The sequence below is a fragment of the Mucilaginibacter sp. SG538B genome (assembly GCF_013376065.1).
Taxonomy (GTDB): Bacteria; Bacteroidota; Bacteroidia; order Sphingobacteriales; family Sphingobacteriaceae; genus Mucilaginibacter; species Mucilaginibacter rubeus.
In genome coordinates this window covers 1,473,083-1,491,056 of record NZ_JABMJI010000001.1, presented here as the reverse complement: position 1 = coordinate 1,491,056, position 17,974 = coordinate 1,473,083, and the positions used below count along the sequence as shown (strand labels likewise).

Annotated in this window: 15 protein-coding genes; 1 reads left to right on the top strand and 14 read right to left on the bottom strand. The window is 44.3% G+C overall.

All coding sequences use genetic code 11. The features are described from left to right. Positions 1-264: 264 nt before the first annotated feature. Genes FHW88_RS06045 through FHW88_RS06030 form a run of 4 tightly spaced genes read right to left on the bottom strand, consistent with a single transcriptional unit; the run spans position 265 to position 3,355 of the window. Positions 265-1,089: a DUF4097 family beta strand repeat-containing protein gene (locus tag FHW88_RS06045; protein ID WP_090524632.1), complete on the bottom strand. Its 825-nt coding sequence runs from the start codon at positions 1,087-1,089 to the stop codon at positions 265-267. Positions 1,090-1,100: 11 nt separating this feature from the next. Then, entirely contained in the window at positions 1,101-1,964 is an 864-nt protein-coding gene (locus FHW88_RS06040; protein ID WP_090524630.1) for a hypothetical protein, read from the bottom strand. A 14-nt stretch (positions 1,965-1,978) separates the two neighbouring features. After that, the gene (locus FHW88_RS06035; protein WP_090526173.1) at positions 1,979-2,794 is read right to left on the bottom strand and encodes a zf-HC2 domain-containing protein; all 816 of its coding nucleotides are present in this window, start codon (positions 2,792-2,794) and stop codon (positions 1,979-1,981) included. Between the two features lie 12 nt (positions 2,795-2,806). Continuing rightward, complete coding sequence (locus tag FHW88_RS06030; RefSeq protein ID WP_208864721.1) at positions 2,807-3,355, bottom strand: RNA polymerase sigma factor; 549 nt, start codon at positions 3,353-3,355, stop codon at positions 2,807-2,809. A 181-nt stretch (positions 3,356-3,536) separates the two neighbouring features. Here FHW88_RS06030 and FHW88_RS06025 point away from each other — a divergent pair, with 181 nt between their 5' ends. Beyond that, positions 3,537-3,899 carry a nuclear transport factor 2 family protein gene (locus tag FHW88_RS06025; RefSeq protein ID WP_090524628.1) on the top strand — a complete coding sequence of 121 codons (363 nt, stop codon included), beginning with the start codon at positions 3,537-3,539 and terminating at the stop codon, positions 3,897-3,899. An 83-nt stretch (positions 3,900-3,982) separates the two neighbouring features. Here the strand turns inward: FHW88_RS06025 and uxuA are convergent, their stop codons facing one another. The 10 genes from uxuA to FHW88_RS05975 form a co-directional block, all read right to left on the bottom strand. Continuing rightward, positions 3,983-5,176, bottom strand: a complete 1,194-nt coding sequence (gene uxuA / locus FHW88_RS06020) for a mannonate dehydratase (protein WP_255485212.1) — start codon at positions 5,174-5,176, stop codon at positions 3,983-3,985. A gap of 781 nt (positions 5,177-5,957) precedes the next feature. Next, complete coding sequence (locus tag FHW88_RS06015; protein ID WP_176623886.1) at positions 5,958-7,628, bottom strand: hypothetical protein; 1,671 nt, start codon at positions 7,626-7,628, stop codon at positions 5,958-5,960. Between the two features lie 369 nt (positions 7,629-7,997). Then, entirely contained in the window at positions 7,998-9,296 is a 1,299-nt protein-coding gene (locus tag FHW88_RS06010) for a sensor histidine kinase (protein WP_176623884.1), read from the bottom strand. Continuing rightward, positions 9,280-10,653, bottom strand: a complete 1,374-nt coding sequence (locus FHW88_RS06005) for a sigma-54-dependent transcriptional regulator (protein ID WP_176623882.1) — start codon at positions 10,651-10,653, stop codon at positions 9,280-9,282. The genes FHW88_RS06010 and FHW88_RS06005 overlap by 17 nt, the downstream gene beginning before the upstream one ends. A gap of 21 nt (positions 10,654-10,674) precedes the next feature. Further along, on the bottom strand, positions 10,675-11,865 hold the full coding sequence (locus FHW88_RS06000; protein ID WP_176623880.1) for an ABC transporter permease: 1,191 nt from the start codon (positions 11,863-11,865) through the stop codon (positions 10,675-10,677). A 24-nt stretch (positions 11,866-11,889) separates the two neighbouring features. Beyond that, a complete protein-coding gene (locus tag FHW88_RS05995; protein WP_176623878.1) occupies positions 11,890-13,125 on the bottom strand; it encodes an ABC transporter permease in 1,236 nt (411 codons plus the stop codon). Positions 13,126-13,149: 24 nt separating this feature from the next. Then, positions 13,150-13,815 carry an ABC transporter ATP-binding protein gene (locus FHW88_RS05990; protein WP_091175395.1) on the bottom strand — a complete coding sequence of 222 codons (666 nt, stop codon included), beginning with the start codon at positions 13,813-13,815 and terminating at the stop codon, positions 13,150-13,152. Positions 13,816-13,902: 87 nt separating this feature from the next. Continuing rightward, on the bottom strand, positions 13,903-15,360 hold the full coding sequence (locus FHW88_RS05985) for a TolC family protein (RefSeq protein ID WP_176623876.1): 1,458 nt from the start codon (positions 15,358-15,360) through the stop codon (positions 13,903-13,905). 286 nt (positions 15,361-15,646) lie between these two features. Next, positions 15,647-16,894, bottom strand: a complete 1,248-nt coding sequence (locus FHW88_RS05980; protein ID WP_176623874.1) for an efflux RND transporter periplasmic adaptor subunit — start codon at positions 16,892-16,894, stop codon at positions 15,647-15,649. Positions 16,895-17,182: 288 nt separating this feature from the next. Next, positions 17,183-17,965: an NIPSNAP family protein gene (locus FHW88_RS05975; protein WP_176623872.1), complete on the bottom strand. Its 783-nt coding sequence runs from the start codon at positions 17,963-17,965 to the stop codon at positions 17,183-17,185. Between the last annotated feature and the right edge of the window lie 9 nt (positions 17,966-17,974).

The following is a 17,974-nucleotide window of genomic DNA, read 5'->3' as shown; positions in this document are numbered from 1 at the left end:
TCCGAATTATTATTTCAACTCATAATCAATCACTTACTTTTATTTAGCTGCTCACATATACGCGAGTGTTATGCCTGTGAATCGATGCTATTCAAAGAATCGATATAGTATGGGGTACCGCTTGACAATTTACTGCTTCATTTTCTTTTATCAAATGCTCTTAAAGCCAGGCATTACCATTTAACTGGTGAAATTTGCTGATAAATTTACCCATAGTTCCCCAATATTGTAATGCCTGGTTAAAACTTATTAAACGCCGCTTAATTATTTTGCCTTGCGGATATAAAGACTGCCGAAGGTGGTTTTCATCAATAATTCGGGACCGCCACCAGCTATCTTCCCGTAAACCCAATCCTCCATTTTCAGGCTGTACATTCCTTTTTCACCGTTATTTTTTGTAACAACCGGTTTGCGTTGTTCGGTTACCACATCAAAATCGGTAAATATATCACCCTGGTCTGATTTTAACTTTACATTGGCCTTAAGGCTTGCAGGGAACGTAACATCAACCTTACCGTTGAGCGTTGAAAATGCCATGGCCGCTTTTGCATCAATGCTTTTAAAGGTGACCTCAACATTGCCGTTAACCGTATTGGCCACAACAGATCCTGATATATTGTTTAGTTTGATATAGCCGTTAACATTCCGTATTTCCAGGTCACCGCTCAGATTGCTGGCATTGATGTTACCATTATTTACTGTGGATAATTTAACGCTTGTACTATTCATGGGCACTTTAATAGTCAAATTAGTAGTTTTATTAGGGCTGCCATGAACGCTTATCTGGTTATTGTTTTCCTGAGCCTGCACATCCAGGTTGCTCCCGGCCGATAAACGCCTCATTCCGCCCGGTGCCGGTTCCTTTTCACGGTGTTTTCTTTCTTCGCCCTGGGCATCAATAATAATATCCTTGCCTTCATACCCTGTTATGGTTATAGAACCATTGATCAGTCCTACTTCCAGTTTATATGGCTTTCCCGGATCACTTAACGGCACAACCAACTGCCCTTTTTCTCCATCCTGCGCCCAAAGCCTCGTGCTTAACAGCGCAGTTAGTAGTAATATACCTGTAAATCTTATCGTTTTCATGTTGTTATTTTTTATTGTTGTTTTTTGATATAAATATTGCCGTTAAGTGTTTCAAACTTAAATAGCTTTCCGCCCGCCCCTATTCGCACGCCATTATTTTTACTAAGCTTGTAAGTAGTGCTGCTGCCGCTTTTTGATTCGGTTTTACTTACTCTTGTAGGCAAAATCTCAGCATCTGGAAAATCGGTATAAAATTGACCATTCATGCTTTTAAATTCCAGATCCGCGGCCAGATTACCGGGGTAAGTTACTTCGAGTTTACCATTAAGTGTATAGTAACTTGAGGCGTCCGGTGGTACCGACAGGTAAGTTACATTAAGCGGCCCGTTAATGGTATGTGCACTGGTTGTACCTTTGGCATTGGCAATGGTTATGCCGCCGTTTACATTGTTTACTTTTAATGCCCCATACACATCTTTAACTTCAACATTACCATCGTTTACGGTTGATACGCACAGGTTCATACCATAGGGCACTTTAACAGTATACTCTAATTTTACCGTATAGTCTATATGATGACGATCCTCCCGGTTCCAGTTGCGGCGCGGGCGGGTATCATAGGGTTCGGCCGTGTAAGCGATAATACTATCAGCCTTTTGATCAAATCCCAGTTTTACTTCTTTTTTACCGGTTTCAACATCACCGGCGCTTTTGCCCCGAATGGTTTCATCTACCTCAATTGATACCTGGTTGCCTGAATATCCCTGCACGGTTATAGAACCCCAAATATTGTAAATAGCCAGCGTAGTGCCCGAAGCCGCTCCCTGCAAAGTGAATTGTTTACTGATATGCTCTTTATAATCCTGGGCATGGGCCGAAATTTGGGCAAGGCAAAGCCCCAGACCTGCTAAAACAGGCAATAGTGATCTTTTCATGATTTGGTTTATTTTTAAATAAGTTGGGTTATCGTTTGTTTGATTTTATCGCGAACGCCGTTATCAAGGCCTTTTTGCTTCAGCAGTTCTTTAAATGATGTTACTGATCGTTTTTCCTGCAGTTTCAGCATGACATCAGCAATGGCCAGTTGCATCAGCGGCGAATCCTGCTCAACTATTGATTTGATAAGGCCTTCCCTTACTTCCGGGTAACCGGTAAGGTGTGTCAGCGCATCAAGCGTGCTCAGGCGTACATTTACATTTGGGTCATTATTCAATGTAGCCAGTAAAGCATCTATCACCTGCTTATCCGCATGCTTGATCTCGCTGGTATAGCTCACCCCCCTGATCCTCTCGGAGGCTGATGGATTTTCAAGCAGGGCCAGCATCATGGTTTGTTTAAGCTCATGCACCTGTGAACTTAGGGCTTTCAGTTGTTTATCCTGGTCATCACTTTTGCTTTTACCGAAAAACAGGTACCCTGCACCCACTAAAATCACAACCATTGCCAGGTTATAGGCCATGGGCCAGCGTGGCTGCCACTCCCAGATCCGGCTTACCTGGTATTTAATATCAGCCCATAAACTCCTTTGCTCATTCACCGATTCCTTGTAAGTATTCAGCATGGCATAAAACTTCACTCCCATATTGGCCGATGGTTCGGGCGTTTCGATTTGACCCATTGTATCCCACATTTGCTGAAGTCCCTGCAGCTCTTCGCGACAATTGGCGCAGCCTGCAATATGGCGCTCTAAAGCCCCACTTTCTTCAGGACTTAATTCTTTGTTTATCCAACCGGTAAACAGCTCCTCATATAACTCACATTTCATCTTATTACTGTTTTATCGTTCCATTTTTACATAAATACTTTTAAGCTCCTGCATAGCGCGGTGGATGCGCACTTTTACCGTACCTTCGGTCATACCCAGTATCTCGGCTATTTCCTGGCACTTTAGTTCCTGGAAACGGCTCAGGGCCAAAATTTCCCGCTGGCTTTCACTTAGTTTTTCCATGGCCCGGTGCAGTTCGGCTTTGGCTTGCTTTTTTTCAAAAGCTTCGTCAGGTACCAAGCCCCCGGCTATGGTTTCGGCTGCTTCCACACCCTCATGCTGTACCTGCTGTTTGTTTTTTCGCCAGTGATCTTTTAACACATTGCGGGCGATAGAGTACATCCAGTGGATATATTCGCCGGTGCCGGTAAAGGTGTGCCGGTACTTGAGCATCTTATAAAACACCTGCTGTACCATGTCCTCGCTTAGTTCGCGCTGGTAGGTCATGTGGAACAGAAAACCGTACAACTGCCGATTGTAGCGTTCAAAGAGCATACCCATCCTGTCAAGGTCGCCGGCTTTCACCTTTAGCATAATGGCATTGTCTGTAAGCGTGTTCAATCAGTTTGTAATTATGTAATATACCTTAAGTACTTCGGCGGCGTAAAATGGTTACAGAAAATTTTATTTTTTTTCGGAAGATGCAATTGCAGATCAAACTTAACAGAAATTTAAACCAAACAGGCAATTGGTTTGAAGTGTTATTAACTAACTTTATATAAACAATTAAAACCATAAGATCATGACCACCACCGAAGTAGCAGAAAAATTAGTTCAGTATTGCCGTGAAGGCAAACATACCCAGGCTATTGATGAGCTTTATGCAGATAATATTGTGAGCCGGGAGCCAAAAGGTTCGCCAATGGAGCTTACTGAAGGTAAAGAGGCAGTTAAAGGCAAAACAGAATATTGGTATGCCTCGGTTCAGGAGATTCACAGCGGCGAGGTATCTGACCCGATTGTTACCGGTAATTTTTTCGCGGTAACCATGGATATGGATGTTACCTATAAAGAAGGCGGCCGTATGCCAATGAATGAAATTGCGGTTTATGAAGTGAAAGACGGAAAAATTATAGCCGAGCAGTTTTTTTATAATATGGGCTAAGCGCACCTAACCAATAATAAATGACAAAGGCCTTCGCTCTCCGCAAAGGCCTTTTGTTTTTATTTTCGGAGCAATAAAGATCACTATTCCATTGAGCGGATAATACCCAGCTCAAGCCCTCTTAATTCGGCAAGACCGCGAAGCCTGCCAATGGCCGAATAACCGGGATTAGTTTTCTTTTTAAGGTCGTCAAGCATCTGGTGACCATGATCGGGGCGCATAGGGATACTTAATTTACGTTGCTTCATTACCTGTACCAGTTCTTTTACCACGGCGTACATATCCACATCACCTTCCAGGTGGTTATCCTCATAAAAATCGCCAAACTCATTGCGGCGGGTGCTGCGCAGGTGAATGAAATTGATCCTGTCGCCAAATTGTTTTACCATGGCCGGCAGGTCATTATCCGGCCTTACACCGTATGAACCTGTGCAGAAGCATAAACCATTGTTTAATGAAGGCACAGCCTCAATAAGCGCGTTGATATGTTCGGCGGTGCTCACTACCCTTGGCAGGCCCAAAATGGCGTACGGCGGATCGTCCGGGTGGATAACCATTTTTATATTATTGGCATCGGCAACCGGGATAACCTGCTGTAGGAAGAAGATCAGGTTTTGCCTCAGCCTTTCCGCATCAATGCCGTCATAAGCAGCAAGGGCATCCCTGAATTTATCCAGCGTAAAGCTTTCTTCACTGCCTGGTAAGCCAGCTATGATATTGCGCTGCAGCAGTTGCTTGTCATCATCGCTCATGCCATCAAAACGGGCTTTGGCGCGGGTAAGCTCATCGGCAGTATATTCCTGTTCGGCACCTTCCCTTTTCAGCATAAATACATCGAAGGCAATAAAAGCAGCTTTTTCAAAACGGAGGGCTTTTGAGCCGTCTTCTACTGTAAAAGCCAGATCGGTACGGGTCCAATCAAGCACGGGCATAAAGTTATAGGTAACGATATGGATCCCGCAGGTTGCCAAATTTTGCAGGCTTTGCTTATAGTTTTCGATGTATTGCAGGTAGTCGCCGGTTTGGGTTTTGATGGCTTCATGTACGGGTACGCTTTCAACTACGTCCCAGGTAAGCCCGGCAGCTTCAATGATCGCCTTGCGCTCGTTAATGGCCTCAATTGTCCATACCTGGCCGTTGGGTACCTGGTGCAGGGCGCTTACTACGCCTGTACACCCCGCCTGCCTGATATCGGTCAAACTTACAGGATCATTAGGGCCATACCAGCGCATGGTATTGATCATGCTGAAGGTATTGCTTGTATTGGTATCACTCATTTTATATAGTAGTAGATTTAATATTCAAAAACAGGGTGTTCAATTTTAGAAAGGTTGAACACTTCAAAAAAAACCAGTATTGATAATCAAGCACTTAACTGTTCAAAACGCTACAACAAAACAACTAAAACGCTAATAATCAATAAAATAGCATTTAACAGCTTATTTAGTTGAACACCTGATTTTTAAAAATTGAACACTGACACAGCCATGTCAGTAAACACATATCAAGCTGCAATTTATCACGCGCCAATAATCGTTATATTTTTTTAATAGCCTAACAGTTAATTACAAATATTTTGAGTTACGAATACATAAGGGGATTTCTTCGCGCATTCCCCAGACAAGTTAAAAAAATGATCGCCATGGGTTTGGGAATTCGGCGAGTTTTGAAAAGTGAATAAGTGAAACGGGGAAAGACTTACGAAGTTTTGAAAACTTCGTAAGTCTGGGTTCTATAGCTTATTATGGGTAATAACGAAACATACTCTTGCCCTGTATAGCAGTTCTGCATATTGAAGAAGATCCTTCGCTACTCAGAAAAAATAGATGTCATGGATAGCCAGTCGAAGCATGGTGGGCAAGGCCTCCACGCGCGACCCTTCGACTGGCTACCTATGACAACTTAAAAAATGGGTGTCATACTGAGCCCGTCGAAGTATGGCGGGCAGGCCTCTGCGCGCGAGTCTTCGACAGGCTCAGACTGACAGGCCCTCTTTTGTCATTTCACCTTCAAAGGCCCCGGATTTAAACACTCAGGGTGACAAGCCCCTCTCTTGGTTTACGCCCAATCAAAATCCACCACCCTGCCGTTTAGCTTCCATTTGGCAGGCGTTAATGTTTCCATCCAGTCCAATGGCTGGCCAAGCGGCTGTACTTTGGCGGCTTGTGCAAAGGCTGTTTTTACCGCTTTCTTTTGCTCTTCGCCCATGGCTTCGGGCTGACCGGAGATGAACAGCGGCGCGCCGCTTTCGGCTAATAGTTGCAGCCACTGCTTGTTCCTTTTCCATTCAATATCTTTAGTAAGACCTACGCAATCGCCATCTACCGCATAAAAGGCATTGTGCTGCGGCAGGCGGAAAGCGAGCGTATTAACGCCCATTTTACGGGTACGCGCCCATTCATGACCGCTGGTATCATCGCCGATACGGCAAAGTTCAAACACCCCGGCCGACAGGTGGCTCATCGTATTACAGCCAATCACATAAATGCCATCACCCGCGGCTTCACGGATGGAGCGGTACAGGTGCAGGATGATCTCGGCATTGGTCTTGCTCCTATCGTTAAAATGCCAGCCCGGCGAAGTAAAGCTATCCTTCATATCAAAACCCCAGCGACCGGAGATATCATAAGTTGAAAAATCGTGCTTCACCATTTCGTAGCCCCATTGCTTGTATACATCGAAGTTATGTTGGATGCGTGCTATATTTTCGGGGATGGTAGGGTCGAGCGTTGGGTTTTTAGGATCATCACGGCCGGGAATCTTTGGCGAAAGCAAGCTGGCTTTTTCATCGTGCCTTGCGCAAAGCGGGCGCATCCATAAGCCTGGGCGCATACCTAATTTTTTGATCTCATCGCCCAGCGCATGCATATCCTTAAACTTATCGTTTGGCTTTGAAAAGTCATCATTCCAGCCACCATCACCGGGTAATAACGGCGAATAAGTTGCCCAACCGGCATCTATAACCGAAAAAGGTTTATTGCTGTGATCGGTAACCAGTTCGGCCATCATAGCGGTGGTTTTTTTGATCAGTTCGGCCGAGTTGTTTCCGTAAGCAAAGTACCAGTCGTTAATCCCGTATACCGGTTGTTTGGGGATCCGCGGCTTTTCGCACATCATTTTACAAAAGCGATGGGTTGCAGCAAAAGTATTCTCTCCTGTTTTAGCATTGGTAGTTATGATATCGGCAGCATGCAATTGCCTGTCGCCCAGCAGCACTCCCACTCCACCCGAAGTTGTTTCCAGGGTAAGTTCAATGCTGTCATTATTTACGCCCCACCAGCAAATACTATTAGCACCGGTCTTTACCCCGAAGCAGGCCGTTTGCTTATCATCATGAATAATTACATACCACGGATTTTTAATGCCGGCAACCATGGTTTTCCATTGCAGGTCGCCATAAGAACGTTCCCAATGATCGCCCAGGAACTTAGCTGAAGCGGCGGTATTGTGCTTCCATTTTAACCTTAAGCTATTTAGTTCCTGCTTCGGTGATGAAGCATACACACCAAGCGCATTGCCATTAGTTTTAAGAGTTACGCTGATTTCTTTATAGTTGTAATGCGAGCCGTTTGATGGGTTAAGCTTAACCCAATCGCTACCGGATTGAGCCCAAACCTCATCGGGAGCGTTCATCATCGCGGCACCGTTTGCGGCCGAATAAGTAAGTTTGCTGAAAAGCATGGCAGCCGATGTAGCCGCAGAAATTTTGATAAAATGCCGTCTTTGCATAGTAGATGTAATTGCAGTGATTATCTGTTAAGGTAACATTTAAATCGGTTTACAACGTTACTAAAAGGATTAAGCAAAAACTAATACAATGTTGAATTTTTATTGACATGGCACAACCCTCTTCCCTGGCCGGCTTTTGCCACGGCGGCCGGAGGCCGCTTGATAGTTGCCACTCGGCTGGGGCCGAGCGGCGGCGAAATGCAATTGGATTTTTTGGGTAGAGACGCATAGTTGCGTCTCTCATAGGACAAGCGGCTTTCCTCGTCGTTTTTTACTTGCCGTAATTTGCATTAGGGAGACGCAATTATGCGTCTCTACAATTAAAACAATTGAATTTAAACAGTTTATCTGTGAAACATAAAGGCCGAATCAAAAATAAACCACAAACTCCGTTTGCCTTTCAGCAACCGTTTTTAATGAAAACTCAAAGTTGTGGTTCAGCATGATCTCGCGTACCAGGGTTAAGCCTATGCCCTGCCCGTCTTTTTTGGTGCTGAAGAAGGGAGTAAAAAGGTTGGCATTTTGTTCGGCCGAGATACCTTTGCCGGTATCAGTGATAACGAGCTTTTTTTCTTTGGGATTGATGGTAAAGGTTACTGATCCCTGGTCATCAATAGCCTCAATAGCGTTTTTTACAATGTTAATGAATGCCTGCTCCAGTTGTTGTTCATCAGCCATGATATTAACTGGTTCTTCGGGTAAATGAAGGACTAATGCCACATTTTTTTCTTTGGCACGGATATTCATCAGCTTTACTACCGATGCTAAGAGCTTTTGCAATACAACAGGCTGTTTGTTGGCCGGCGGCAGTTTCACCAGATCGGCAAAATTGCGCATGAACAGGTTAAGGTTCTGGTTCCTGTCCATAGCAACCTGCAGGGCATCTTTTATAGGGTCGAAATCATGACCAGCCCAAAGCTGATCGATTTTCATGGCCGATTGCATGATGGAATTAACCGGGCCTATGGTATTGTTCACCTCATGCGCCATCATCCTGATCACTTTACCATAAACCTTTTTTTCAGCTGCCAGGATCTCAGCGGTCAAATCCTCCAGCATAATAAAATGGCGCGAAAATCCCCGGTCGATAAAATGCGATTTTTGGAGTTTGAATGAGTTGATACCGTCCAACTTAACTACCTCCGTTTCGCCCGATTTAAGAGCTTTGATATGTTCAAAAATCGGGTTGGTTAATTCACCAATCAATTCACCAACCACCGCTTTTTCATCAATACCCAAAACCTGCAAAGCTTTAGGGTTTATTTGCTGCACACGGTCATCAAAATCAAGGATGATGATACCTGTTGGCGAAGTGTGGATGAGCTTTTCTAAAAAGAAATGCTGCTGCTCCTGTCGTGTCCGTTCGGTTCTTAGCTCGTCCATCATTTGGTTATAAACATCAATCAGCGCGTCAACCTCGTGCTTGCCGGTTGAAAGGAATTTCACATTAAAATCTTTGTCTTTAATAGCCTCAACGCCCTGCATCAGCATTTTTAGTGGCTGAATGAGCTGCCGGTAAAGCTGCACGGCAATTACCGAAGAGATGATCACAACCACCTCCGATATGATAAAATAGATCTTGTTATCGTTGAAAATAAAATAAGTAAGCACCAGGGTTAGCAGGTGCAGGATCACTACGAATAAAATGTATTTAGTCCTCAGCTTCATCGTACGGGATCTGGTATTTCTCGAGCCGCCGGTACAGGGCGCTGCGCGTAAGCCCCAAAGCAGCGGCCGCCTTGCTTATCTTGTTTTTATGATGATCTAAAGCCCGTTTTATCATCTCTACCTCAACCTCTTCTAAAGTTAAAGTACCTACGCCCGGCAACTGGATATTCCCCTTTTTTATGGGCGACATTTCCAACTGCGACCGGAAGTCATCGATACTCAGTTCATCCCCGCGGCTCACCAAAATGGAGCGCTCCACCAGGTTTTTCAACTGCCGTATATTGCCCGGTAAAGGCAACTGCTGTAACCACTTCATAGCCGATGGTGCTACCGACAAATTGGGCCGGTTATAGATCTGCTTCAAGTTATTAATAAAAAAGCTAACCAGCAATGGAATATCCTTTGGCCGTTCGCGCAGGGCCGGCAGGTAAACAGTGATCAGGTTGATTCGGTACAGCAAATCCTCGCGAAAAGTACCCCGGGCCACCATCTCATTAAGGTTTTTATTGGTGGCGCAAACCACGCGCGTATCAACGGTTTTGGTGCGGCTGCTACCCAATACTTCATAGGTGCGGTCTTGCAATACGCGGAGCAGCTTTACCTGGCTGCCGGCATCCAGGTCGCCTATTTCATCTAAAAAAATGGTGCCTTTATTTGCCATTTCAAAGCGGCCTACCCTGTCAAACCGGGCATCTGTAAACGCTCCGCGGATATGGCCGAACATTTCGCTTTCAAACAAAGAGGTAGAAATCCCCCCAAGGTTCACCTTGATGAATGGCTTATTACGGCGGAGACTGTTTTGATGAATGGCCTCGGCTATCAGCTCTTTACCTGTACCGCTTTCGCCCATGATCAGCACCGATGCATCGGTTGAGGCTACCCGGCCAATGGTTTCCAGGATATCGAGCATCCGGGGATCTTCGCCTACAATATTTTCAAAATTATAGGTTTTATCCAGTTGTTTACGGGTATGGTGTTCGGTCTTTTTATCCTGCAGATCGAGCAGGGTTTTAACTGATTGAATAAGGTACTCGTTAGTCCAGGGTTTATTGATAAAATCATTGGCGCCCAGTTTCATACCTTTAACTGCCAATTCAATGCTCCCCCAGCCGGTGATAAGAATCACGGGGATAGCGCTGTTAAAAGCTTTGATCTTTGCAAGCAGTTCCATACCCTCCTGTCCTGATGTATCTATCGAAAAATTAAGATCTAAAATGACCAACTCAGGAGCCTTTTTCTTAATGATCTTAAGGGCTTCGGCAGGCTCATCGGTACCTGCAGCATCATACCCCTCGCTTTTTAGCAGCAGGATCAGCGAGGTGCGTACGGCAATATCATCATCAATAACCAATATCATAACAGGCGGTTAATATCGTAATTATTCTTCGTGTAAAGCAACAGCCGGGTAAATAGCCGCGGCCTGTTTGCCCGGGTACAGTGAGCAAAGAAGCACCAGTGCGTAAATAAACAAGATAGCCAGTAACATTGCGACAATATAAATGCCCGCCTGTAAGTTGAATACATTAAGCAAAGGAAACTGCGCCGAGAAAAACACGCCGATAATTAACGATAACGTGGCCAATATAAGCGACTCCGCAATGAGTTGTAACGACACCGAACCGCCTGAAGCCCCTACAGCCCTACGCAAGCCGATTTCGGCCCGACGACGGTTAATATTATACCATAGTACGCCAAAAATCCCCAACGATACATTAACAATGAGAAAGGCAGCAACAATACAAAATATAGTTATAGGTATTAAAGTGCTTCTGTTAGTGCTTTCCCGCTTCTTCGAAAAATGTTCGATTTCAATTGTTGCATCTTTCATATAGCTGGCAACGGCTTTATACAATTTACTTTCAAACGCGGCATCGGCATCTGGCGATACTTTTATCACCAACTGCCCCATATATCGCATTGAGCCGGTATCCAAACGATTGTAGAGCGCCATGCCAGATGGTAGATAATCGCCCTTATCCTTAACATCCTGTACAACTCCTATTACCTTTATCTTTTTAATGTGGCTGTTATCGTTATCCTCTAACAGCTGCCCTATAGCCCGGCCATTTCCAAATAAACGTTCTTTAAGCGAGGCATTAATGACTACCGGCCTAAATTTGGATGCCACATCCTGTTGATTAAACCACCTGCCCTCCAGTAAATTCAAATTGAAAGCATCACGATAACCATCACCGGCTTGATAATAATTAATAGGGTTTATGTTTTGCCCCCTGTAGTTAAGCCCAGTTGTATTAATGCTGCTGGTAAACGGTACGTTGCCAGATGCATAACTGAGAGCCTTTATCTGCGGCATAGCTTTCAACATAGCGGTAAGGGTGGCGTAATATTGCAACACCGAATCGGTGCTATGAAACTGCCTGGCATTTTGGTAATTAATCACCCACACATTGTTATAAGTAAGCCCCATTGGCTTTTTATAATTACGATAATAATATACCAGCGCGGTGAACACAGCAAAAATGACCAGGAACGAAATAAATATTTCGGCGATCAATAAAAAATTTTGCTTTTTTTTATTCCAGATGAGTTTGAATAAATGCTTTATCATAATTTTTTTGATTAAACGGTTAAATTATTGCGCCTTTAAGGCTGTTACTACATTAAGCCTTGACATTCGCCAGGCCGGGTACACACCAGATAGCAGACCAAAAAACAAACAGGCTAGCAAACTATACAATAATACAAGAGGATCAACAGCCAGGTCCAAATCAGGTATTAGCCCGCTGCTGTTAATAACCTGTAAAATGGCAACAGTAAGTACAACCCCAATAATTCCGCCCAGTATGGTAAGTATAATATTCTCAACAATGAACTGATAAACCAACGTTTTCGACGAGGCTCCAAAAGCCTTGCGTACACCAATTTCCGAAGAACGCTCCATAATGCGTGTTATGTTTACATTGACCAGGTTTACTGTAGGCAGGAGCATGAACAGAAGAATAAACAAGCTTATGAAAATAACAAAGCGTACATAGCCTGCGCTATCTGCATTGCCAAACAATTGGCGGGTATACGTTTCAAAGTATGTGTCGGCATCTGAATGCAGGGCATCAAACTCTTTATCAGGTAACGGTATTCTGGCGGTCATCTGTTGATACTCCATGCGCATTTTCTGTAGTAGTTGCTCAGACGGCGACAGTAATATAGCCGAATATGCCCCCTGGAAGCTCTTATCCCTGTAATCGGCCTTAGCAACTGTATAAGGGAGATACATACTGGCATAAAAAACTTCTTCTATCTCCGGTACGGTCCTGACCACCCCGGTTACCCGGTATTTTACATTATCAGCTTCAATAAATTTACCAACAGCTGTAGTCCCGTCGCCAAAATATTCATTACGGGTACGCTCGGAGATTACGGCAACACGGTCGGCCTGTTTAATTTGATCGGCGGTAAATGGCTTACCTTCAATAAACTGGTAATTGGCTATATCCCATAAGTCGGCATTGGTATATTTTATGTCGATAACTATTTTTTTATTGTTCACATATGCATTTGACGAACTATTGCCGGAAACAATTGCCATTTTAACCGGCGTTTTTAAACTGCCTGCATAATGGCTTAAAAAATAAAATGACGAACCGCTACTATTAATCCATCCTTTTTTTGAAGTGTAAGTTAACCGTTTGATATACAAAGACCTGTTATTTTTATCTGCGGGGTAAATAGGGTTGGTGAGCTTTTCAATAAAGGCGGCAAGCACCATCAATACCGTAAGCGTTAAGCTGATGCCAAACAAGCTGATAAACGTAAAAAACTTGCGGCGCTTCAGTACCGCTATGGCTATTTTAAAATAATTTTTAAGCATAACATTAGTTTTAAAACCGGTTAATTATTGAACCTGGGCGCCATCAAACAGGCGTACCAAACGGTGGGTTTTATGGGCCATATTTTCATCGTGGGTTACCATTACTATCGTAGTGCCGTCGTTGCGATTAAGGTTCAAGAGGATCTCCATAATTTCGTTGCCCATGGCGCTATCCAGGTTACCGGTGGGCTCGTCGGCCAAAATAATTTCGGGCTTACCTACAATGGCCCTGGCTATAGCCACACGCTGCCGCTGACCGCCGGATAGTTGTGTAGGAAAATGTTTTAAACGGTTAGCAAGCCCTACCTTTTCCAGTGCTTCGGCAGCCAGTTCACGGCGTTGTTTGGCGGTAGTATCCCGGTAAAGCAATGGCAGCTCTACATTATCAAGCACCTGCAGGTCGTTAATAAGATGATAGCTTTGGAAAATAAAACCCAGCTTTTTATTGCGGAAAGCTGCCAGTTGCTTATCATTCATGCCTTCTGTTTTTTGATCGTCAATCCTGATCTGTCCTTTTGAGGGCGCGTCGAGCAGGCCCATAATATTAAGCAGGGTGCTTTTGCCGCAGCCCGAGGGGCCCATGATGGATAAAAATTCGCCTTTGGCAATGTCAAGGCTTACGCTGTTCAGGGCCAGGGTTTCTACGGTATCAGTACGGTATACCTTTTCAATGTTTTGTAAACGTATCATGAGTGATTAATTATTGATTTAATGAATTAGTGATTTAGTGATTTTTATCGTTTATGTGTTTAGATTTCTGTTAAAATAAATATTGAATTAGTTATAGGTGATTTTTTTGTTTGTTTCAAAATCATAGAGCGAAAGGTAACGCAACTGGTAGTAAGCACCCCAAAAATCACGGAGGGCGGCTACATAATCGCGCTGGGCCTGGTCATTTTCGCGGAAGGCGATGCCGAGATCGGTAATGCTCAGATCGCCTAAAACGTAGCGTTCACGTGCTATCTGGTATTTTTCGGCGGCTATGCTATCGGCCTGCGCGGTATAAACCAGTTGCTCTTTCATTACATTAAAAAGCGATACCTGGGTTACTATCTGCTGTTTAAAAGTTTGTTTATCCTGCTCAACAACATACTCGGTAAACTGCTGGTTGGCTAAAGCCGTTTTAGCACGGGATTTGGACCTGCCCCAATCCAGTATCGGGATAGAAAGCTGTACCTGCAGCAATTGCTGGTTTTGAGGGTTCTTGTATACATCAGGAATATTGGTAGCTGTATTTGAAAAGCCCAGGCTGGCGGTAAGCGTGGCGGTTAAACCATTTTGCCCTTTGGCTTTAGCCACATCGCGTTTTGCTTCTGCAATACGGCGTGAAAAAGCGATGGCATCTGAGCGGTTGGCGTAAGCTTCGGCCAGCACTTTATCTGATGAAACGGTCATCTGGCTAATATTTTTCGGTACTACCAGTACTATCCGCTCACTCCCCTCCTGCCCCGTAAAACTGCGCAGGTTCAGTGTAGCAATCTCCATATCGCGCCTGGCTGTACCAACGGCTTTCTGCGCGTTGATCTTTTCCAGTTGTAGTTGCAGGATCTCGTTTTTTGATACTTTTCCTAACTCATACTTGAGGTTGGCTACCTTTAAGATTCCCTGGGTATTAGTTAAGTTGGTTTCGGCAATCTTGAGGTTTACCTGGGCCAGCAGCAGGTCGAAAAAGTACCCTTCCACGTCAACCGCTATCTTTTCCTGGGCTTCAATGTAAACCTGCTTGCTTTCGTTAAACTTTAAAGGTTCAATTTTTTTATCCCATTTAAGGCTGTTGAACTGAAACAGCGGCTGTGAATAATTTATACCGTAAGGGATACCGTTATACAATACATTATGCCTGTCAAAATCATCAAACCGCTGTAATTGTGTGGTACCATAAATAGTACCGCCGGTAGCTGTAATACTTTGGCTAAAGTTAAGTTGTAACGACGAGTTGTCATTATGAATAGGCTGGAAAAGTATAGTGCCATCGGGCTGCTGCACCTGCGAAAATGTTTTGGTATAGCCCGGTAAAGTACCGCTTAAGGCCAGCTGCGGCTGGTAGTTTGATTTATAAGTGCGGTATTCCCAATACTTGGTTTCGCGTACGGTAGCAGCCTGCTTAGCAGCTATTGAGTTGGCCTTGGCCATGTCAACCACCTGCTGCAGCGTTAGCCGCAGGGTATCGGTGCCAGCGTGTGCTAACGCCACTGAGCTTGTGGTTAATAATAGTATGATGTATATAAATTTCATGATGCCCGATTCTATTTTTTAACCGTTTTTAATCTGTTATGGTTACCCCGCCGTTGTTGGTGTTGTCAGCAACAACCGTTTGGGGAATTTTTTAATTCCCTCCCTTGGGAGGGGTGTGTAGACATGCGTAGTGGCAGGGAGGGGTTTATCCGCCATTTAAACGAATTGTTTGTCCACGAAACCCCTCCCTACACCCTCCCAGGGGAGGGAATCGCACAGCCCTCGCTTTTTTTGTTTCTTCCAAGGGCCTGCCGTGATAACACCGTTGTGTCACAAGCTTCTGTTTCTAATTTTTCACCGTTACTTCCTTCGAATTTTTATATTCGCTCATATCCGATGTGATCACCACATCACCGGGTTTTACGCCGTCCCGGATCTCCACATAATCAAAATTGGTAAGGCCGATGTGTACTGTGCGGCGTTCGGCTTTACCATTGTTCAGCACAAAAATATCCTGAACGGAAGGGCCTTTAAATGCCGGACCGTTGGATACCCGCATGATCTTATTATGCGTGGCCGTCACCAAAAAAACGTCGACTTTCATGTTGGGCCGGAGCAATTTGCTGGCCCGGTCATCCAGCTGCACGTCAAACGAAATGATGCTGTTTTGTACCGATGGTGATATATTGCTTACATGCCCCCTTAGCTGGGCATCATTGATCCGTACAATAACCGGCAAGCCGCTATGCAGCTGATCGGCAGAGTTATCAGAAATACTGCCCTGGATCCTGAAACTGCCCAGGTCGGCGATACGGGCCAGGGTTTCACCTTCGTGGATATTGGCGCCAATATTTTTGTTTACATAGGTGATCACCCCTGCCCGTGTTGCCACCACATTGGCCAGGTCAAGTTTGCGTTGTAATTCTTTAAGATCATTCTGCTGGATATCTGCAGCTATTTCGGCTTCTTTAATCTCCAGCTGCATGGTTTGCTGCTTGCTTTTGATCTCGTTTTCCAGTTGCTTTTTTTCAAGCTGTGCAACTTTGAGGTTAAGCTCGGCCTGTTCAATATTTTCGCGGGTACCGCCGCCGGCTTTATACAGGCGTTTGGCATTTTCAACGGCATCGGCAAGGTTGCTGATGTGGAGTTGCTTAATATCGTTGTTGGATTGGATGTCGTAGAAGCTTTTGTTCAGATCGAGCTTGAGTTTGCTGATCTCGGTGCGTTTGGTTTCGAGCTGGAACTTCTGTTTTTCAAAATCGGTTTGAGTAGCCGATTTATCCAGCGTTAATATCGATTGGCCGGCTTTAACCTTATTACCGGCATCCATCAGCGCACTTTTGATAGAAGCATTTATCGGGCTGGTGATAATTTCTTCAAACTCAGGCAAAACCTCGCCAGTGGCGTTTATGGTATTTTCGATATTGCCGATTTCAACTTTGGCGGTTGTAATTTCGGCCCTGGTAATGGTTGATTTAATATATCCCCGCAAAAGCATTACGGCAAGCACCAAAACAGCTATGCTGCTGATGATGACAACCGCGCTTTTTTTGCGTTTGGCAGCTGTAACTTCAAGTGTAATTTCCTTATCCATTGTGATAAATTTGGATAAGGTTTTGCAAGAGCTATACCAATATTAAAACATTAAATACCAATAAGTTATATGTTTTTAATTTTGAAAAAGTGATCGATATCGGACAAAATATTCAATACCGACCGTTGATTCTTTTTTGATCGCGTTGATTCCGCTGATTTATTTTTATACTGTTGAGTTGTTGTTCATGTCCCCTCAGGGTCTCTCGCAGAGGATCCTGAGGGGACGAAGATGCTGCAAACCTTTTGCACCTCTGGTGCAAGTCCATAAGTTGAACCTCCCGGCAACCTAAAAATCAGAATAATCTGCCGGGCGCAGAAAGATAATATCAGCATGGGAAACGTTATGCTGATACTCAGCTTTAGCCGAAAGCGTTTTCCAGTAAGCATCTTTACCAAAAGTGTCCCAATGCTTGTCCCGGTCTTCTTTACTGTTAAAAGTGGTCATGTACATTAAATTAGGCATATGGCTGCCCGCAATAACCTCCGAATAAAAAACGGCATTAAAACCAAGCCGTTTAAACAGGCCTATTTCATCGCCCACATTAAACATGGTTACCTTATTAACGTTGTATTTTTCGGTAGGACTTTCATAGCTGCGCAATTCATAAACCCTATCGGCTTTTTTAGCGGTCAAATTAGGCACTGCTGTTGAAGGCATGCCCGGAAACGCCTGTAGTATAATTGTTTCCAAACGGGTATAAGGCTGCTCATTATAAGCGGCGTCAATGTAATCCTTTCCATCGGCAAGATACGCCGCATCGGCCTGTAACTTTTGATCGATACCCATCAACTTATCCCATGATTGAAAGGGTGTAAATACATATAACAGCTTCGCGGTATCTACCTGGATTACAGGCTTAAACACACCCACATTCTTAATACCGGCCCGGTGCAGCGCAGGTATATAGGCCTGTTGTAAATACTTTTCAATGGTATTTTCCTGTGCCTGGGTTTTGTAATGGTATATTTTAAGTTGATAATAATTACGCGCCGGTGCATTTGCCAATGCCACTGCAGCGATAAATAAACAGGTAAAAAAAGCGATAGATGATTTAACAAAAGGGTTCATAACTGCGTT